Origin of the sequence: Curtobacterium flaccumfaciens, from assembly GCF_004361695.1 — a bacterium.
GTDB classification, from domain to species: domain Bacteria; phylum Actinomycetota; class Actinomycetes; order Actinomycetales; family Microbacteriaceae; genus Curtobacterium; species Curtobacterium flaccumfaciens_B.
Genome location: NZ_SNVW01000009.1, coordinates 1 through 18545 on the forward strand (window position 1 = coordinate 1; position 18545 = coordinate 18545).

At 70.8% G+C, this 18545-nt stretch carries 15 protein-coding genes; 13 read left to right on the top strand and 2 right to left on the bottom strand.

Going from position 1 to position 18545, the window contains the following annotated elements; translation table 11 throughout:
• Positions 1 to 504 precede the first annotated feature (504 nt).
• The 6 genes from leuA to EDF64_RS18245 all read left to right on the top strand — a co-directional run bounded on the left by leuA (position 505) and on the right by EDF64_RS18245 (position 7035).
• Positions 505 to 2274 (top strand): 2-isopropylmalate synthase, encoded by a 1770-nt coding sequence (gene leuA / locus EDF64_RS12655; RefSeq protein ID WP_133520353.1) that lies wholly within the window; start codon positions 505 to 507, stop codon positions 2272 to 2274.
• Positions 2275 to 2767: 493 nt separating this feature from the next.
• On the top strand, positions 2768 to 3604 hold the full coding sequence (gene recO / locus EDF64_RS12660; RefSeq protein ID WP_133520354.1) for a DNA repair protein RecO: 837 nt from the start codon (positions 2768 to 2770) through the stop codon (positions 3602 to 3604).
• Entirely contained in the window at positions 3601 to 4407 is an 807-nt protein-coding gene (locus EDF64_RS12665) for an isoprenyl transferase (RefSeq protein ID WP_071293310.1), read from the top strand. Before recO ends, EDF64_RS12665 begins: the two co-directional genes overlap by 4 nt.
• Positions 4408 to 4515: 108 nt before the next feature.
• Positions 4516 to 5901 (top strand): glycine--tRNA ligase, encoded by a 1386-nt coding sequence (locus EDF64_RS12670; protein WP_133520355.1) that lies wholly within the window; start codon positions 4516 to 4518, stop codon positions 5899 to 5901.
• A 214-nt stretch (positions 5902 to 6115) separates the two neighbouring features.
• Complete coding sequence (locus tag EDF64_RS12675) at positions 6116 to 6865, top strand: DsbA family oxidoreductase (RefSeq protein ID WP_133520356.1); 750 nt, start codon at positions 6116 to 6118, stop codon at positions 6863 to 6865.
• Positions 6862 to 7035, top strand: a complete 174-nt coding sequence (locus tag EDF64_RS18245) for a hypothetical protein (protein WP_166645726.1) — start codon at positions 6862 to 6864, stop codon at positions 7033 to 7035. The genes EDF64_RS12675 and EDF64_RS18245 overlap by 4 nt, the downstream gene beginning before the upstream one ends.
• Positions 7036 to 7126: 91 nt before the next feature.
• Here the strand turns inward: EDF64_RS18245 and EDF64_RS12680 are convergent, their stop codons facing one another.
• Positions 7127 to 7609: an aminoacyl-tRNA deacylase gene (locus tag EDF64_RS12680; protein ID WP_133520357.1), complete on the bottom strand. Its 483-nt coding sequence runs from the start codon at positions 7607 to 7609 to the stop codon at positions 7127 to 7129.
• 47 nt (positions 7610 to 7656) lie between these two features.
• On the opposite strand from EDF64_RS12680, the gene dusB reads away from it, so the two are divergent.
• The 3 genes from dusB (at position 7657) to dnaG (ending at position 12137) form a co-directional block, all read left to right on the top strand.
• The gene (gene dusB, locus EDF64_RS12685) at positions 7657 to 8829 is read left to right on the top strand and encodes a tRNA dihydrouridine synthase DusB (RefSeq protein ID WP_133520358.1); all 1173 of its coding nucleotides are present in this window, start codon (positions 7657 to 7659) and stop codon (positions 8827 to 8829) included.
• Positions 8826 to 10121 carry a deoxyguanosinetriphosphate triphosphohydrolase gene (locus tag EDF64_RS12690; RefSeq protein ID WP_133520359.1) on the top strand — a complete coding sequence of 432 codons (1296 nt, stop codon included), beginning with the start codon at positions 8826 to 8828 and terminating at the stop codon, positions 10119 to 10121. The genes dusB and EDF64_RS12690 overlap by 4 nt, the downstream gene beginning before the upstream one ends.
• Before the next feature lie 87 nt (positions 10122 to 10208).
• A complete protein-coding gene (gene dnaG, locus EDF64_RS12695; protein ID WP_133520360.1) occupies positions 10209 to 12137 on the top strand; it encodes a DNA primase in 1929 nt (642 codons plus the stop codon).
• Here the strand turns inward: dnaG and EDF64_RS18250 are convergent.
• Positions 12134 to 12817 carry a hypothetical protein gene (locus EDF64_RS18250; RefSeq protein ID WP_166645727.1) on the bottom strand — a complete coding sequence of 228 codons (684 nt, stop codon included), beginning with the start codon at positions 12815 to 12817 and terminating at the stop codon, positions 12134 to 12136. The two genes, dnaG and EDF64_RS18250, sit on opposite strands and share 4 nt — an antisense overlap.
• A 139-nt stretch (positions 12818 to 12956) precedes the next feature.
• Between EDF64_RS18250 and EDF64_RS12700 the strand changes: the two genes are divergently transcribed.
• The 4 genes from EDF64_RS12700 (at position 12957) to EDF64_RS12715 (ending at position 18481) form a co-directional block, all read left to right on the top strand.
• Complete coding sequence (locus EDF64_RS12700; protein WP_133520361.1) at positions 12957 to 14588, top strand: ABC transporter substrate-binding protein; 1632 nt, start codon at positions 12957 to 12959, stop codon at positions 14586 to 14588.
• 103 nt (positions 14589 to 14691) lie between these two features.
• Complete coding sequence (locus EDF64_RS12705) at positions 14692 to 15768, top strand: ABC transporter permease (protein ID WP_133520474.1); 1077 nt, start codon at positions 14692 to 14694, stop codon at positions 15766 to 15768.
• Between the two features lie 2 nt (positions 15769 to 15770).
• The gene (locus EDF64_RS12710) at positions 15771 to 16766 is read left to right on the top strand and encodes an ABC transporter permease (protein ID WP_133520362.1); all 996 of its coding nucleotides are present in this window, start codon (positions 15771 to 15773) and stop codon (positions 16764 to 16766) included.
• Complete coding sequence (locus EDF64_RS12715; protein ID WP_243736381.1) at positions 16763 to 18481, top strand: ABC transporter ATP-binding protein; 1719 nt, start codon at positions 16763 to 16765, stop codon at positions 18479 to 18481. The genes EDF64_RS12710 and EDF64_RS12715 overlap by 4 nt, the downstream gene beginning before the upstream one ends.
• Positions 18482 to 18545: the final 64 nt, after the last annotated feature.

Sequence of the window (18545 nt, forward strand, 5' to 3'; positions counted from 1 at the left end):
ACGACGCGGTACCACCCACACGAACCATCCCCGGATCTCGAACCGACTAATCAGTCCAAGAACCGGGGACCAGTCCACTGGCACCGCGCCTCCAGGCCGACGCTGCGCGCCGCCCGCGCCGCCCGCGCCGCCCGTCGCGCCCGGCGCCCTCGGCGCCGCCGGCGCCCCGCCGAGATCGCACGACGCGCCGCTCACGTCCGCCGAGATCGCACAAAGGGTCGCTCGGAGCGTTCGAGCGTGACGAAAAGTGCGATCTCGGCGACGGCCCGGCGACGCGCCGGCGGGCGCCCCGGCGCCGCGCCCGCCGCAGGTCGTGCCCGCTCGCGCGCGCGCACGACCGGCGAAACCGACGTCACACGCGACCCGGCCGGTGCTACGGTGGTCGGGATATGTACGCTGCGCTGCTTCTCCTTCGCTGCCGCGACGAGGCCTGACACACCGGCCCACCTCGTCGCGGAGTCCGTCGTGGCCGCACACCCCACCACACGACGAAAGTGCGACACCATGCAGAACACGCAGCGCCCCTCCGGGATGCCGATCCACAAGTACGTCCCCTTCCACGAGCAGATCCGCGTCGAACTCCCGGACCGCACCTGGCCGACGAAGCGCATCGAACGGGCGCCGCGCTGGTGCGCCGTCGACCTGCGTGACGGCAACCAGGCCCTCATCGACCCGATGGACTCCGAGCGCAAGCGCGCCATGTTCGACCTGCTCGTCCGGATGGGCTACAAGGAGATCGAGGTCGGGTTCCCGAGCGCCTCGCAGACCGACTTCGACTTCGTCCGCTCCCTCATCGACGAGGGCGCGATCCCGGACGACGTCACGATCCAGGTCCTGACCCAGGCGCGCGAGCACCTCATCAACCGCACGTACGAGGCGATCGACGGCGCGAAGCAGGCCATCGTCCACCTGTACAACTCGACGTCGATCGTCCAGCGCGAGGTCGTCTTCCGCACCGACGTGCAGGGCGTCGTCGACATCGCGGTGTCCGGCGCGAAGCTCTGCAAGGCGGCCGAGGCAACGCTGCAGCACGACACGAAGGTCTTCTACGAGTACTCGCCGGAGTCCTACACGGGCACCGAGCTCGAGGTCGCGGTCGAGATCTGCAACGCCGTGCTCGAGGTCTTCGAGCCCACCCCGGACCGCAAGGTCATCATCAACCTGCCCGCCACGGTCGAGATGGCGACGCCGAACGTCTACGCCGACTCGATCGAGTGGATGTCCCGGCACCTCGCGCACCGGCAGGACGTCATCCTGTCCCTGCACCCGCACAACGACCGCGGCACCGCGGTGGCCGCAGCGGAGCTCGGCTACATGGCCGGTGCCGACCGCATCGAGGGGTGCCTGTTCGGCAACGGGGAGCGCACCGGCAACGTCGACCTGGTCGCCCTCGGCATGAACCTGTTCACGCAGGGCATCGACCCCGAGATCGACTTCTCGGACATCGACCAGATCAAGCGCACCGTCGAGTACTGCAACCAGCTGCCCGTGCCGGAACGGCAGCCGTGGGCGGGCGACCTCGTCTACACGGCGTTCAGCGGCTCGCACCAGGACGCCATCAACAAGGGCTTCGACGCGATGCAGGCCAAGGCCGACGCGGCGGGCAAGACGATCGACCAGATCGAGTGGGCGGTGCCCTACCTGCCCGTCGACCCGAAGGACATCGGCCGGTCGTACGAGGCCGTCATCCGCGTGAACTCGCAGTCCGGCAAGGGCGGCGTCGCGTACCTGCTCAAGACCGACCACGCCATCGACCTGCCCCGCAAGCTGCAGATCGAGTTCTCCGGGGTCGTGCAGCAGCGCACCGATGCCGAGGGAGGCGAGTTCTCGTCCGAGCGCATCTGGGACCTGTTCCGCGACGAGTACCTCCCGGCGGACGACGCGTCCGACAAGTGGGGCCGGTACGAGATCACGAAGACGGCGACCTCGAGCGACTTCGACGGCACGACCAAGCTGTCGGTCGCGATGCGCGTCGACGAGGGCTCGGTCCAGGCGGACGCCGTCGGCACCGGTCCGATCGACGCGTTCCTGACCGTGATGCGGGAGCAGGGCGTCGACGTCACGCTGTACGACTACACGGAGCACACGATGAGCGCGTCGGGTGACGCCAAGGCCGCCTCGTACGTCGAGTTGGACGTCGACGGCGTGCGCCTGTGGGGCGTCGGGATCGACGCCGACATCGCGACGGCGTCGCTCAAGGCGATCGTCTCGGCCGTCAACCGCGCGGTGCGCGCGGGTGCGGCGTCCGGTGCGCCGGAGCTCGTCTCGGCCTAGGCGCCGCGGCTCCGGTCGCGCCCCGCTGCAGACATCGCGCCCCCTCGCGAGGGGGCGCGATGCGTGTCCGGGGGTGCGATGCGTGTCCGGGGGTGCGATGCGTGTCCGGGGGTGCGATGCGTGTCCGGGGGTGCGATGCGTGTCCGGGGGTGCGATGCGTGTCCGGGGTTGCGATGCGTGTCCGGGGTTGCGATGCGTGTCCGGGGTTGCGATGCGTGTGCGGGGTGCGGCCGCGTGCCCTGGACGCGACCACGGCCTGGAGGCGCGGTGCGGGTCCGACGCGCACCGCGCCTCCCGTGCGTGGTTGCGTGGTGCGTGCGTGCGCGTTCCTTCCCATCGCACGTGCAGTAGGAAGCGGAATCGCGCGTCGGGGGTCAGAACTCGTGACCTCCTATGCGCGATTCCGCTTCTCATGCGCGGGTCGGCCTACTCCGGGCGGGCGGGGCGGGGCGGGGCGGCGCGGGGTGTCGGTGCGGAGGGGGATACTGGGGGGATGCCGCTGTACCGGGACGAGTGCGTCGTGTTGCGCACCCACAAGCTCGGGGAAGCGGACCGCATCGTCACGATGCTCAGCCGGCAGCACGGCAAGATCCGGGCGGTCGCGAAGGGTGTGCGGCGGACGGCGTCGAAGTTCGGCTCCCGGCTGGAGCCCTTCATGGTCGTCGACGCCCAGTTCTACGAGGGTCGCTCGCTCGACATCGTCACGCAGGCGGAGTCGCTCGGCTCCTACGGCGCCCAGATCGTCGCCGACTACGGGGCGTACACCGCCGCGAGCGCGATGGTCGAGACCGCCGACCGCCTGAGCGAAGCGGACGCCGGGCTCCAGCAGTACCTGCTGCTCGTCGGAGCACTCCGGTCGCTGTCCCGCGGTGAGCACGTGTCGAGCGCCACGCTCGACTCGTACCTGCTCCGCGCCATGAGCATCGCCGGCTGGGCGCCCTCCTTCAGCGACTGCGCGGTGACCGGGGACCCAGGGCCGCACTCCGCGTTCGTCGTGCAGCTCGGCGGGGTGGTCGCCGACCGGGCGGCTCCTCCCGGCACGCCGCGCCTCGACCCCGACACGCTGCACCTGCTCGGGTCGCTCCTCGCCGGCGACTGGCGCGTGGTCGACGCCGCCGACGAGCGGACCCGTTCCCGAGCCTCGGGCGTGGTGGCGGCGTACGCCCAGTGGCACCTGGAACGATCACTCCGTTCGTTGCCGCACGTCGACCGCTCCGAGCACCCCGCCACCGTCGCCCCGACGCCCGGCGGTGTCCCGGCCGCGGTCGCCGCGACGCCAGCCCCGGCCGTGCCCGTCGCCGACCCCGAGTCCGAAGGAACCCCTGCATGAGCCCGCGCGCCTCCCGTCGGTACGCCGAGTCCGAGCCCTTGCGGCCCGTCGACTGGACGGGGGAGCAGCCGCCGGCGATCCCGCTGCAGTTCGTGCCCGAGCACGTCGCGATCGTGATGGACGGCAACGGCCGGTGGGCGAACCAGCGCGGGCTCACCCGGGTCGAGGGACACCGCGCGGGCGAGGCCTCGTTGCTCGACGTCGTCGCCGGGGCCGTGCAGATCGGCGTGAAGAACGTGTCGGCGTACGCGTTCTCCACCGAGAACTGGAAGCGCTCGCCCGACGAGGTCCGCTTCCTGATGGGCTTCAACCGCGAGGTCCTGCACCGCCGCCGCGACCAGCTCAACGCCTGGGGCGTGCGGATCCGGTGGGCCGGACGTCGGCCGCGACTCTGGCGGAGCGTCATCGACGAGCTGCAGACCGCGGAGCGGATGACCGCCGACAACGACGTCTGCACGCTGACGATGTGCGTCAACTACGGCGGCCGGAACGAGATCGTCGACGCCGTGCGGGGCATGGCCGAGGACGTCGCAGCCGGGCGCCTGAAGCCGAACCAGGTGACCGAGAAGGCCCTGGCGAAGCGGCTGTACGTGCCGGAGCTGCCCGACGTCGACCTGTTCCTCCGGAGCTCGGGGGAGCAGCGCACGTCGAACTTCATGCTCTGGCAGTCGGCGTACGCCGAGATGGTGTTCCTCGACCGGCTCTGGCCGGACTTCCGTCGCACCGACCTGTGGGGAGCGATCGAGCAGTACGCACGCCGCGACCGACGGTTCGGCGGGGCGGTGGACGCGCCCACCGCCTGAGGCGGGCCGACGGGCGGGAGCGAGCCGCGCCTCCATGCCGATGCCCGCTAGTCTTGCCCGGTACGTTTCCGCACCGAGCACCCAGCTCGGCGATCTCTGGAGCTCCTCTTGGCACAGTCCTCCCGTCTCGACAGCGTCATCGCCCTGGCCAAGGGCCGCGGCTTCGTCTTCCAGTCGGGGGAGATCTACGGCGGATCCCGCTCCGCGTGGGACTACGGGCCCCTCGGTGTCGAGCTCAAGGAGAACATCAAGCGCCAGTGGTGGCAGCGGTTCGTCCGCGGCCGCGGCGACATGGTCGGCCTCGACTCCGCCGTGATCCTGCCCCGTAAGGTGTGGGAAGCCTCCGGGCACGTCGCCACCTTCACCGACCCGCTCGTCGAGTGCCTGCACTGCCACCACCGCTTCCGCGAGGACCACCTCATCGAGGCGTTCGAGGCGAAGAAGAACCGCGCGCCCGAGGGGGGCATGGCCGAGATCGCCTGCCCGAACTGCGGCACCCGTGGGCAGTGGACGGAGCCGCGCGAGTTCTCCGGCATGCTCAAGACCTACCTCGGGCCGGTCGAGTCCGAAGAGGGCCTGAACTTCCTCCGCCCCGAGACCGCGCAGGGCATCTTCGTCGACTTCGCGCAGGTCGTCACGACGAGCCGCATGAAGCCCCCGTTCGGCATCGGCCAGGTCGGCAAGGCGTTCCGCAACGAGATCACGCCCGGCAACTTCATCTTCCGCACGCGCGAGTTCGAGCAGATGGAGATCGAGTACTTCGTCCCGCCGGCCACCGCGCAGGAACACTACGAGCAGTGGATCGCCGACTCGGTGGCGTTCTTCACCGAACTCGGCATCGACCCGGAGAACCTCCGGCGCTTCGACGTTCCGGACGGGGAGCGCGCGCACTACTCCGACGCCACCGCCGACATCGAGTACCGCTTCGGCTTCGCGGGCACCGAGTGGGGCGAGCTCATGGGGGTCGCGAACCGCACCGACTTCGACCTCAACAACCACATCGAGTCGTCCGGCAAGGACCTCCGCTACTTCGACCAGGCCGCCAACGAGAAGTACGTGCCGTACGTCATCGAGCCGTCGTTCGGTCTGACGCGTGCGCTCATGGCGTTCCTGCTCGACGCGTACCACGAGGACGAGGCCCCGAACGCGAAGGGCGGCGTCGACAAGCGCACCGTCCTGCGCCTCGACCCGCGTCTGGCCCCGGTCAAGGCCGCGGTCCTGCCGCTGTCGCGGAACGAGCAGCTCTCGCCGGTCGCCCGCGGCCTCGCCGACGACCTGCGGAAGTACTGGAACGTCGACTTCGACGACGCCGGTGCGATCGGCCGTCGCTACCGTCGCCACGACGAGATCGGCACGCCGTTCTGCATCACGGTCGACTTCGACACGCTCGAGGACAAGGCCGTGACGGTGCGCGAGCGCGACACGATGTCGCAGGAGCGCGTGGCGCTCGACCAGCTGCAGGGGTACCTGGCGGCGCGGTTGCTCGGCGCGTAGGCGCGGCCGCCGGGCGGCGGCGCCCGGCGCGCGCGGCCGCCGGGCGGCCGCGCCCGGCGCGCGCGGTCGCCCGGCGCGGCTTGGAACCACGGAACCGACATCGAACCAGGGCGCGAGCCCGGTTCGATGTCGGTTCGCTGGTTCGACGCTCGGACCTCGGCACCGGACCCTCGGAAACCGGGAATGACACCGCGACCGCCGCGTTGCACCGAGCATGAACGACAGTGCTCTCAACGACACCGTGAAGGTGGATGTCTGGTCGGACATCGCCTGCCCCTGGTGCTACATCGGCAAGCGGAAGTTCGAGGCCGGCGTCGCCGCCTTCGCCGCGACGGACGCCGCCCGCCCCGTCGAGGTCGAGTACCACTCCTTCGAACTCAGCCCGGACACCCCCGTCGACTTCGAGGGCACCGAGGCCGAGTTCCTCTCCGGTCACAAGGGCATGCCGGTCGACCAGGCGCAGCAGATGCTCGACCAGGTCACCGCCATCGCGGCATCCGTCGACCTCGCCTACGACTTCGAGTCGATGCACCACACCAACACGGTGAAGGCGCACCAGGTCATCCACCTCGCCAAGCAGCAGGGCAAGCAGCTCGCGATGGTCGAGCGGCTCTTCGCCGCCTACTTCGAGCGCGGTGAGCACGTCGGCCAGGACGAGTCGCTGGCCGCCCTCGCCGCCGAGGTCGGCCTCGATCGCGACGAGGTCCTCGCGACCCTGCGCGACGACTCGCAGCTCGCGGCGGTCCGCGCCGACCAGGAGCAGGCGCAGGCCTACGGCATCAACGGCGTCCCGTTCTTCGTCATCGACGGCAAGTACGGCGTGTCCGGCGCGCAGGACCCCGCCGCGTTCGAGCAGGTGCTCACGCAGGTGGTCGCGTTGCGCGAGACGACCCCGTCGGACCTCGCGGACGCCGAGCAGCGTGCCGCGGAGGACGCGGCAGCCGACGCGGAGGCGACCCGATGACGGACGTCCGACAGGTCGGCCAGGCCGAGCCGCGCCTCCAGTCCGGCAGCAGCCTGGAGGCGCGCCCCGCCCTGCTCACGCTCGTCACGCCCGGCGGTGCGCCGGTCTGCGAAGGCGACTCGTGTTTCGTGCCCGGCGCTGAGGGGGACTGGAGCGAGGTCCCCGACTGAGTGGCTTCGTCCCGACGAGGCGCGTGCTGCCGCGGCCCGTGTCGACGCCTTCAGTGTCGACGTGGGCCGTGGCGTCGGGGCGCGGTCCGTGCTAGCGGACCGGTTCCTCGTCGGTGATGTCGGCGACCGTCGCGCCGAACGCGGCGACGAGGTCGTCGGCGTCGACGAAGGCGCTCGCACCGTGCCGGCCGGCGCCGAGGGCGATGCGGCGGCCGGCGATGCGCTCGTCGGCGTAGACCGGCAGGTCGCCCGTCGCGCCGATCGGGGTGATGGTGCCGCGTTCGTAGCCGGAGGCCTCGAGCGCGGTGGCCGCGTCGGGCATCGAGAGCTTGTTCACGCCGACGACCGTGCGGAGCTTCTTCCACGCGATGCTGCGGCCGCCGGGCACCAGGGCGAGCAGGAAGCCGCCGTCGTGGCGCTTCACCACCAGGGTCTTGACGATGTCGCCGGGGTCGATGCCGAGCAGGGCTGCAGCCTCGTGCAGGGAGTTCGCGGCCGGGCGTTCGACGACCTCGACCCGGAGGCCGCGAGCGGTCGCGTCGGCGTCGAACCTGGTGCTGGCGTCGATGGTCATGGGGAGAACGCTACCGGCGGGCACCGACGTGGGAGAATGGGAGACGTATGACGATCACTGACGCACCCAGGACGGCGACCCGTCCGGCGAAGCCCCTGCGCATCGGCCCCATCGAGGTCGACGTGCCGGTCGTGCTCGCGCCGATGGCGGGCATCACGAACATGGCCTACCGCCGGCTCTGCCGCGAGTACGGCGCCGGCCTGTACGTCTGCGAGATGATCACCTCGCGCGCGCTCGTCGAACGGACGCCCGTGTCGATGCAGCTCATCCAGCACCACGAGTCCGAGACCCCGCGGTCGATCCAGCTGTACGGCGTCGAGCCGAACACGGTGGCCGAGGCAGCGACGATCCTCGTCGGTGAGGACCGTGCCGACCACATCGACCTCAACTTCGGCTGCCCCGTTCCCAAGGTGACGCGGAAGGGCGGCGGAGCGGCGCTGCCCTGGAAGCTCGACCTCTTCCAGGAGCTCGTCACGAAGACCGTGCGCGCCGCCGGTGACGTCCCGGTGACGGTGAAGATGCGCAAGGGCATCGACAGCGACCACCTCACCTACCTCGACGCCGCCCGCATCGCGCGCGACGCCGGGGTCGCGGCCGTGTCCCTGCACGCCCGCACCGCGAACGAGCACTACTCCGGGCAGGCCGACTGGTCGGCGATCGCCACCCTGAAGGAGACCGTCACCGACATCCCGATCCTCGGCAACGGCGACATCTGGTCCGCCGCCGACGCCCTGCGCATGGTCGACGAGACCGGCGCGGACGGCGTCGTCGTCGGGCGCGGGTGCCTCGGGCGGCCGTGGCTGTTCGGTGACCTGGCGGCGGCGTTCCGCGGCGAGGGACTCCGCTACATGCCGTCCCTCGGCGAGGTCGCCGACGGGTTCCGCCGGCACGCCGAGCTGCTCGTCGAGTTCTTCGGCTCCGAAGAGCACGGCTGCCGCGACATCCGGAAGCACGTGGCGTGGTACTTCAAGGGGTACCCGATCGGCAGCGGCGTCCGATCCGGACTCGCGATGGCGTCGAGCCTGCAGGAGATCGACGACCTGCTCGCACAGCTCGACCACGACGCACCGTACCCGGGCGCCGACGCCGAGGGGCCGCGCGGTCGCGCCGGTCACCCGAAGCGCACGGCACTGCCGGACCGCTGGCTCGAGTCGCGCGACGTCGACGGCGAGTTCCGCAAGGTCCTCGCCGCCGCCGAGCTGCACCACAGCGGCGGATGAGCGCCGCGAGTTCGTACGGGCCCGCAGACGCCGAGCGCTGGCTGCCCGAGACGCACGGCAGCCGCCGCTCCGACTTCGCCCGCGACCGCGCCCGGCTCCTGCACTCCAGCGCGCTCCGCCGCCTGGCCGCGAAGACGCAGGTGCTCAGCCCGACGACCGGCCTCGACTTCGCCCGGAACCGCCTGACCCACTCGCTCGAGGTCGCCCAGGTCGGCCGCGAGCTCGCCGACTCCCTCGGGCTCGACCCCGACGTCGTCGACACCGCCTGCCTCGCGCACGACATCGGCCACCCGCCGTTCGGGCACAACGGCGAGACGGCCGTGAACGCCTGGGCCACGGACATCGGCGGGTTCGAGGGGAACGCGCAGACGCTCCGGCTCCTCACCCGGCTGGAGCCGAAGGTCTACGGCCCGCGCTCCGGGGCGTCGGGCGACCGTCCCTACGGCCTGAACCTCACCCGCGCTTCGCTCGACGCCAGCTGCAAGTACCCGTGGCCGGCGGCGCAGGGTGTGTCCGAGGCCTCGTCCGGCCGCACGAAGTTCGGCTTCTACGACGACGACCACGACGCGTTCGAGTGGCTCCGCGCCGGCGCTCCCCGTCGTCAGCGCTGCATCGAGGCCCAGGTCATGGACCTCTCCGACGACATCGCGTACTCGGTGCACGACTTCGAGGACGCCGTCGTGGCGGGCTTCATCGACGTCGCCGCCCTGGGGGACCGGGTCGGCGAGAACGACATCGTGTCGGCGATGCACGCGTGGGTCGGGTCGGACCTCAGCCGCGACGAGCTGCTCGAGGCCTTCGACCGGCTGCGGTCCCTGCCGCTGTGGATGACCTCGTACGACGGCTCCCGGCAGGACGCCGCGCGGCTGAAGAACCTCACGTCGCAGCTCATCGGACGCTTCGCCCGGACCGCCACCACCGCGACGCGCGAGTCCTACGCGTCCGGGTCGCTCGTGCGGTTCGCCGCGTCCGTCGTGACCCCGCCCGAGATCATCGGCGAGATCGCGGTGCTCAAGGGCATCGTCGCGGCCTTCGTCATGACGCACGGCGACCGGCAGCCCGTGTACGAGGAGCAGCGGCGGATCCTCACCGAACTGCTCGACGCCCTCGCTGCGAGCGGGAGCGCAGACCTCGAGCCGGGCTTCGCGGCGGACTGGCGTGCGGCGTCCGGCGACGCGGGACGGCTGCGTGCCGTGGTGGACCAGGTCGCGAGCCTGACCGACCAGGGGGCGCTCGCCTGGCACCGGCGACTGGTCGTGGGGGAGCACGAGGCCGTGCACATCCCGGTCTGATCGGTTCGTCCGGTCGGTGGACGTCGGCGCTGTCCGGGGTTCCACACCCGGTCGGGAGGTGTCACCCGCACGAACTAGGATCGAGGGGTGGCTGGCAGGATCGCGCGGAACGACATCGACGAGGTCCGCGCGCGCGTGAACATCGCCGACATCGTGGGCGACTACGTCACCCTGAAGTCCGCCGGGGTCGGTTCGCTCAAGGGCCTCTGCCCCTTCCACGACGAGCGATCACCGTCGTTCCACGTGCGGCCCCAGGTCGGTCGGTACCACTGCTTCGGGTGCGGTGAGGACGGCGACGTCTTCGAGTTCATCATCAAGCAGGACCACACGACCTTCCAGGAAGCCGTCGAGCGGATGGCGGCCAAGATCGGCTTCACCCTGCACTACGAAGAGGGCGACGGTCCCCGCACCGACTACAACCAGCGTGCGCGGTTGATCGCCGTGAACGAGGCGGCACTGGCCTTCTACCAGTCGCAGCTCACGACCGCTGCGGCCGAGCCCGCCCGCCAGTTCCTCGGGGAGCGCGGGTTCGATCCCGCGGCGGCGCAGCACTTCGGTGTCGGTTTCTCGCCGCAGTCGTACGACGCCACGCGCGAGCACCTCCGCGGCCGCGGGTTCTCGATGGACGAGATCCTCGCCGCGGGGCTCGCCGGGCAGGGCGACCGGTCGCCGTACGACCGGTTCCGCGGGCGGCTGATGTGGCCGATCCGCGACGTCACCGGGGCGACGATCGGGTTCGGTGCGCGTCGACTGCTCGACGACGACAAGGGCCCGAAGTACCTCAACACGCCGGAGACCCCGATCTACCACAAGAGCCAGGTGCTCTACGGCCTCGACCTCGCCCGGCGCGACATCTCGAAGCAGAAGCAGGTCGTCATCGTCGAGGGCTACACCGACGTGATGGCCTGCCACCTCGCGGGCATCACCACCGCCGTCGCGACGTGCGGCACGTCGTTCGGCGTCGACCACATCAAGGTGCTGCGGCCGATGCTCGGCGATTCCGCCGGTGCACACCTGTCGCAGCTCGGCAACATCGTCTTCACGTTCGACCCGGACGAGGCCGGGCAGCGCGCGGCCGCGCGGGCCTTCGCCGAGGAGAGCCGGTTCGCCGCGCAGACCTACGTCGCCGTCGCGCCCGGCGGACTCGACCCGTGCGACCTGCGGCTCGCCCGTGGTGACTCGGCCGTCACGCGACTCATCGACACGAAGCGCCCGATGTTCGAGTTCATGATCCGCCGTCGGCTCGCCGCCCACGACATCGAGACCGCCGAGGGGCGCGTCGCCGGTCTGCGCGATGCCGCCCCGGTCGTCGCCGGGATCCGAGACCGCACCCTCGCCACGGCCTACACGCGCGAGACCGCGAAGTGGCTCGGCATGGACATCCCCGAGGTCCGTCGCGCCGTCGAGAGCGCCCGGCAGCGGGCCGGTGCCGCCGGTTCGCGGCAGGACGACCACCGGGCGACGGGCAGCGTGCCCGTCGGGCAGGCCGGTCCCGGTGGTGAGCTCGTCGCTCCACCAGAGGAACCGATCGCGGGCCTCCGGCTCCTGCCGAACGACCCGATCACCCGGATGGAGCGCGACGCCGTGATGGCGATGGTGCAGCAGCCCGGGCACGTCGGGGCGCAGCTCCTCGGGCTCGCCGCGTCGGCCACCTTCTCGGCGCCGATGCTCGCGGTCGTGCGGGACGCGGTCGTGGCGAACGTCGACGCCGTCGGAGCGGGGGACTGGCTCGACCGACTGCTGCAGGACGTGCCGGCGCCGTTCCGTGGCCTCGTGCAGGAGCTCGCGCTCGCGCCGATCCCGGCCCGCACCGACGAGGACCTGGCGATCTACGCGCGGAGCATCGTCGTCGCGCTCGTCGAGCGGGACCTGCTCGCCCGGAAGGCCTCGTTGCTCGGGCAGCTGCAGCGCGCGGATCCGAACGAGCAGGCCGACCGTCGCGCCGACATCCAGCGGCAGCTCGTCGACATCGACGCGCAGCGCATGCGGCTCCGCGCCGACGCCGAGGCCTCCTAGGCGCGGTCCGCGCCGCGCGCGCCCACCCGGCGGCACGGAGTCGAGCGCGCGGAACGCGCCGTCGGGTGCGCGCCGACCGGGCAGAAGCGCCCGCCGGAGTGCACGAGCGTGACGAATCGGGCCCGCTCGGGGGTGTTCGGGCGTTCGTGCGCCGCCGAGATCGCACTTCGGCGGGGTTCGCCGGCGCCGGGCCCCGCCGAAGTGCGATCTCGCGCCGCCGATCGCCGACGTGGGCCCGCGCGGAAGTGCGACCTCGCGCTGCCGATCGCCGACGCCACACCGCCGAAGTGCGATTTCGCGCCGCCGGTCGGGCACGCCAGCACGCGGCCGACCTCCGGCGGCACGGCGTCGAGCGGGCCGAACACGCCGTCGGGTGCGCGTCGACCGGGCAGAAGTGCCCGCCGGAGTGCGCCGAGCGTGACGAATCGGGCCCGCTCGGGGTGCTCGGGCGCTGCCGAGATCGCACTTCGGCGCCGCTCGCCGGTGCCGGACCCCGCCGAAGTGCGATCTCGCGCCGCCGACCGGCCCCGCCCGCGCCTCCGCCGAACCGCGGCCCCGGCGCCGGCGGCGCCCGGCGCGGGCGGCGCCCGGCGGGCACCCAGGTTGCACCGCGCAACAATCGTGCGCGACGCGCCGCTCACCATCGCACGGATGATGCGCCATGCGACGCCCTCGTGCATTACAGCGGTGTAAACAAATCGCTCGGAGTTCGTTGCATTCCGTGACAGGGTGATAGCAATGAGCGTTCCTGGCCGGGCACACAGACGTTCCACCCGCCGGCCGGAGCCCTTGCATTCACCACCGAGAGAGGCATCGAACATGGCATCCGTGTTCAAGAAGCACACCGCCACGTGGGGCAGGCGCGGCATCGCGCTCGGCGCCGGAGCAGCAGCGACGGCGCTGGTGCTCACCGGCTGCGCCGGCGGCAGCGTGAGCAACGCCGACCTGAACGGCCTGAGCATCGGCACGACCGACAAGATCACGTCGCTCGACCCGGCCGGCTCGTACGACAACGGCTCCTTCGCCGTGCAGAACCAGGTCTTCCCCTTCCTGATGAACACCCCCGTCGGCAGCCCGGACGTCAAGCCGGACATCGCGACCAAGGGTGAGTTCACCAACGACACGACCTACACGGTCACGCTCAAGAAGGGGCTCGAGTTCGCGAACGGCAACGAGCTCACGTCGAGTGACGTGAAGTTCTCGTTCGAGCGCGAGCTCAAGATCAACAACGAGAACGGCCCGCAGTCGCTGCTCGCCAACCTCAAGAGCATCGACACGCCGGACGACACCACCGTCGTGTTCCACCTCGACCACGCCGACCAGACCTGGCCGCAGGTGCTCTCGAGCCCCGCCGGCCCGATCGTCGACGAGCAGGTCTTCTCCGCGGACAAGCTGACGCCCGCGGCGGACATCGTCAAGGGCAAGGCGTTCGCCGGGCAGTACGAGATCACCTCGTACAAGGAGAACGACACGATCCAGTACAAGGCGAACCCGAAGTACGACGGCCTCCTCGAGAAGGCGAAGACCTCCGAGGTCACCGCCAGCTACTACACCAAGGAGACCGACCTGAAGCTCGCCGTGCAGAAGGGCGACGTCGACGTGGCGTACCGCTCGCTGACGCCGACCGACATCGCCGACCTGCGCAAGGACGACAAGGTCAAGGTCACCGACGGCCCCGGCGGCGAGATCCGCTACCTGGTCTTCAACTTCAACACGCAGCCGTTCGGTGCGAGCCAGTCGGACAAGGACGAGTCGAAGGCCCTGGCCGTGCGTCAGGCCGTCGCGGACGTCGTCGACCGCGAGAAGCTCGCGAAGGACGTCTACAACGACACCTACTCGCCGCTCTACTCGATGGTCCCGGACGGCCTCACGGGTGCCGCGAAGCCGTTCGAGAAGCTCTACGGCGACGGCAACGGCGGCGCGGACGTCGACAAGGCCAAGGACACGCTGTCCAAGGCCGGCGTGACCGGCAAGGTCAAGCTCGACATCCAGTACGCACCGGACCACTACGGTTCGACGTCGGACGACGAGTACGCCGAGCTCAAGACGCAGCTCGAGAACTCGGGCCTGTTCACCGTGAACATCCAGTCGACGGTCTACACGACCTACGCCCAGGAGCGTACGAAGGACGCCTACCCCGTGTACCAGCTCGGTTGGTTCCCGGACTTCTCGGACGCCGACAACTACCTGTCGCCGTTCTTCACGAAGGACAACTTCGTGCAGAACCACTACGACGACCCGACGATCCAGGGTCTCATCTCGCAGGAGCAGCAGGAGTCCGACAAGGACAAGCGCGCCACGCTCATCGAGCAGGCACAGGAGCGTGAGGCGACGCAGATCTCGACGCTGCCGCTGCTGCAGGGCAAGTCCGTCGCGGTCGCGGCGAAGGACGTCAAGGGCCTGACCCTCGACTCCTCGTACAAGTTCCGCTACGCGACCCTCTCCAAGTAACACCGACGACGACCAGGGGGCGTTCCCACGAGGAACGCCCCCTGGTCACGTCCACGAAAGGCACCCTCCCGTGACCCTCAGCACTCCCGAGGCGACGCAGGACGTGAACGGTTCCGACCCCACCAAGCCCCAGGCACAGCGCGGTGCCAAGAGCAGCGGTGGCGGACTCGGCCGGTACATCCTCGTCAGATTCCTGCTCATCTTCCCGACCGTCTTCATCCTGGTGACGCTCGTGTTCTTCCTGATGCGCGTGATCGGCAACCCGATCACCGCGTCCGTCGGCGGTCGGCTCACCCCGGACCAGCTGCAGGAGCGCCTGCACGCCGCCGGGTACGACCGTCCCGTGTTCGTGCAGTACATCGAGTACCTCGGCAACATCGTCCGCGGAGACTTCGGCACGACCGCGACCGACAACCGTCCGATCACCGAGGTCATCGTCACGTACGGCGGCGCGACCGCGGAGCTCGTGTTCTACGCGCTCATCGTCGCCCTCGTGCTCGGCATCCCGCTCGGCATGCTCGCGGCGTACCTGCGCGACAAGTGGCCGGACGTGCTGTTCCGCGCCCTGGCGATCCTGACGTACGCGACGCCGGTGTTCTTCGGCGGTCTGCTGCTCAAGCTCGTGTTCTCGGTGTGGCTCGGCTGGCTCCCGCTCGGGGACCGCGCGTCCACGCGGGTCTCGCTCGTGCTCGACAACATCCCGGGAGCGACCGGCATCTACCTGATCGACGCGCTCCGCACCGGCAACGCGCAGATCATCGCCGACGTGCTGTCGCACGCCGTCCTGCCGGCCCTGACGCTCGGCCTGCTGACGGCCGGCATCTTCCTGCGGCTGGTGCGCGCCAACATGATCGGTTCGCTCGGTTCCGAGTACGTCGACGCGGCCCGCTCACGCGGCGTCCGGGAGGCGCGGCTCGTCCGGACGCACGCGTTCCGTCCGGCGCTGGTCCCGATCATCACCGTGATGGGTCTGCAGATCGCCATGCTGCTGGGTGGGTCGGTGCTCACCGAGACCACCTTCGGCTGGCGCGGGCTCGGTTTCCAGCTCAACCAGTACCTGTCGGCCCGCGACTTCGTCGCGGTGCAGGGCATCGTCGCGATGCTCGCGGTCATCGTCGCCCTGACCAACTTCATCGTCGACGTCGTCGCCGCCCTCATCGACCCGAGAGTGAGGTTCTAGAGATGGCTGACACCTCCCTCGTCGACCGCCACGAGCCGCTCTGGAAGCGGCTGCCCGTGGTGGTCCAGCTCCGCAAGAGCACCGGCTGGCAGCGCGCCATGCTCATCGTCGGCGTGGTCATCTGCGCCCTCTACCTCGTCGTCGCGGTCGCCGCTCCGCTCATCGCCCCGTACGGCTTCGGGCAGCTGCAGAGCGCCGACGGCCAGGGGTTCCCGCGCACCGGCGCACCGAGTGCCGAGCACATCTGGGGCACGACCGTCGGCGGCTTCGACGTGTTCAGCCGCGTCGTCTACGGCGCCCGGACGGCCGTCCTCGTCGTGATCGTCGCCGTCGTGGTGTCGATCATCGTCGGTGTCCTGCTCGGCATGGTCTCCGGCTACATCGGCGGCTGGCTCGACCGGATCCTGGTCGTGGTCGCCGACGCGATCTACGCCTTCCCGTCGCTGCTCCTCGCGATCGTCGTCTCGATCGTCATCTCGGGCGGCAACTCGAGCTACGCGGGCGGCATCATCGCCGCGGCGATCTCGATCACGGTCGTGTACGTCCCGCAGTACTTCCGGGTCGTCCGCGCCGAGGCCGTTCGCCTGAAGAACGAGGCGTTCGTCGAGTCGGCGCGGGTGCTCGGCACGAACCCGTGGCGGATCATGACGCGCCACGTCCTCCGGAACTCGACGCGTTCGCTGCCGCTGATCCTGACGCTCAACGCGAGCGACGCGATCCTGACGCTCGCGGGCCTCGGCTTCCTGGGCTTCGGCATCGGCCCGACCAGCGGCGCGGAGTGGGGCTACGACCTCAGCCGCGCGCTGTCCGACGTCGCGTCGGGCGTCTGGTGGACCGGTGTCTACCCGGGTGTCGCGATCGTGGTGCTCGTCCTCGGCGTCACGTTCATCGGCGAGAGCCTCAACGACATCTCGGACCCGCGTCTGCGTGCCCGCCGGCGCCTCAAGCAGCTGGTGTCCCGCAAGCAGGCCAGCCGCACGGAAGGGGCGACCGCATGACGGACGCAACCGGCCAGCCGGGCGCCACCACGCGCCTCCAGGCTGGCGACACGACCACCGAGCCGGTCGCCGTCGTCGACGACCTGACCGTCACCTTCGCGACCGACGGCGGCGCCGTCGACGCGGTGAAGGGCGTCAGCCTCGACGTCCGTCCGGGCGAGGTCCTCGCCCTGGTCGGCGAGTCGGGCTCCGGCAAGTCCGTCACGGCCCGGAGCATGCTCCGGCTGATGCCGGAGACCGCGACGCTCGGCGGGGCCGTCTACCTCGACGGCACCGACGTCCTCAGTGTCGGCGCGCAGAAGCTCCGCGAGCTCCGCGGCACGGCGGGTGCGATGGTGTTCCAGGAGCCGAGCACGGCGCTGAACCCGGTGTTCACGGTCGGATGGCAGATCGCCGAGGGCCTCCGGGCGCACGGCGGCGTCTCGCGGAAGGAGGCGCGCGCGAAGGCGATCGACTACCTCCGCCGCGTCGGCATCCCTGACCCGGAGACCCGGGTCGACCACTACCCGCACCAGTTCTCCGGCGGGCAGAAGCAGCGCGTCGTCATCGCGAGCGCGCTTGCCCTCGAACCGAGCGTCATCATCGCGGACGAGCCCACCACGGCACTCGACGTGACGGTGCAGGCGGAGATCCTCGACCTGCTCCGCCGCTGCCGTGACGAGTTCGGCGCCGCGATCGTCATCATCACGCACAACATGGGCGTGGTCGCCGACCTGGCCGACCGCGTCGCCGTGATGTACCAGGGTGAGGTCGTCGAAGAGGCCCCCGTGGCGCAGCTGTTCGCCGCACCGCAGGCGGACTACACGAAGCGCCTGCTCGCCGCGGTGCCCCGGCTCGAGGCCTCGACCGGCGCCGCCCGCCGTGCCGCGATCACGTCGGAGGTCGAACCGCTGGTGTCGGCGCGGGGGCTCGAGATCGAGTACCCGGGTCGTCTCGGCGCGCCGGCGTTCCGCGCGGTGAAGGGCGTCGACCTCGACATCCGGCCGGGCGAGGTCCTCGGCCTGGTGGGGGAGTCCGGCTCGGGCAAGACCACGATCGGCCGCGCGATCGCCGGGCTCACCCGGATCACCGGCGGTTCGCTCGACGTGCTCGGCACCGAGATGCTCGGCTACCGGGAGCGCGACTTCAAGCGGCACCGCAAGGACATCGGGTTCGTCTTCCAGGACCCGGCGACCTCGTTCAACCCGCTCCTCACGATCGCGGAGTGCGTCGCCGAGCCCCTGGTCGTGCACGGCGAGGCATCCAGCCCCCGGGCTGCCCGCAAGCGGGTCGGCGAGCTCCTCGAGATGGTGCAGCTCCCGGCCGCGTACGGCGACCGCTACCCGCACGAGCTCTCCGGTGGGCAGCGCCAGCGGGCCTCGCTCGCGCGGTCGATCGCGCTCCGGCCGAAGCTCCTCATCGCGGACGAGCCGACGAGTGCGCTCGACGTGTCCGTGCAGGCGCGCGTGCTCGAGCTGTTCCTCGAGCTCCAGCAGGACCTCGGGTTCGCCTCGCTGTTCATCAGCCACGACCTCGCCGTCGTCGGCGCGCTCTCCGACCGGATCGCCGTGCTGTACCGCGGCGACCTGGTCGAGACCGGCACGACGGCCGAGGTCCTCGGCGCACCGCAGCACCCTTACACGCAGCGGCTGCTGGCCTCGTTGCCGGTCCCGGACCCGGCGGAACAGGCGGAGCGACGGCGTACGCTGGTGGCACTGGAGAACGCCGGGTCCTGACCCGACGCGACCATCCCTGGAGGCGCGGCTGACGTCGACGACGCACGCCGCGCCTCCAGGCGGT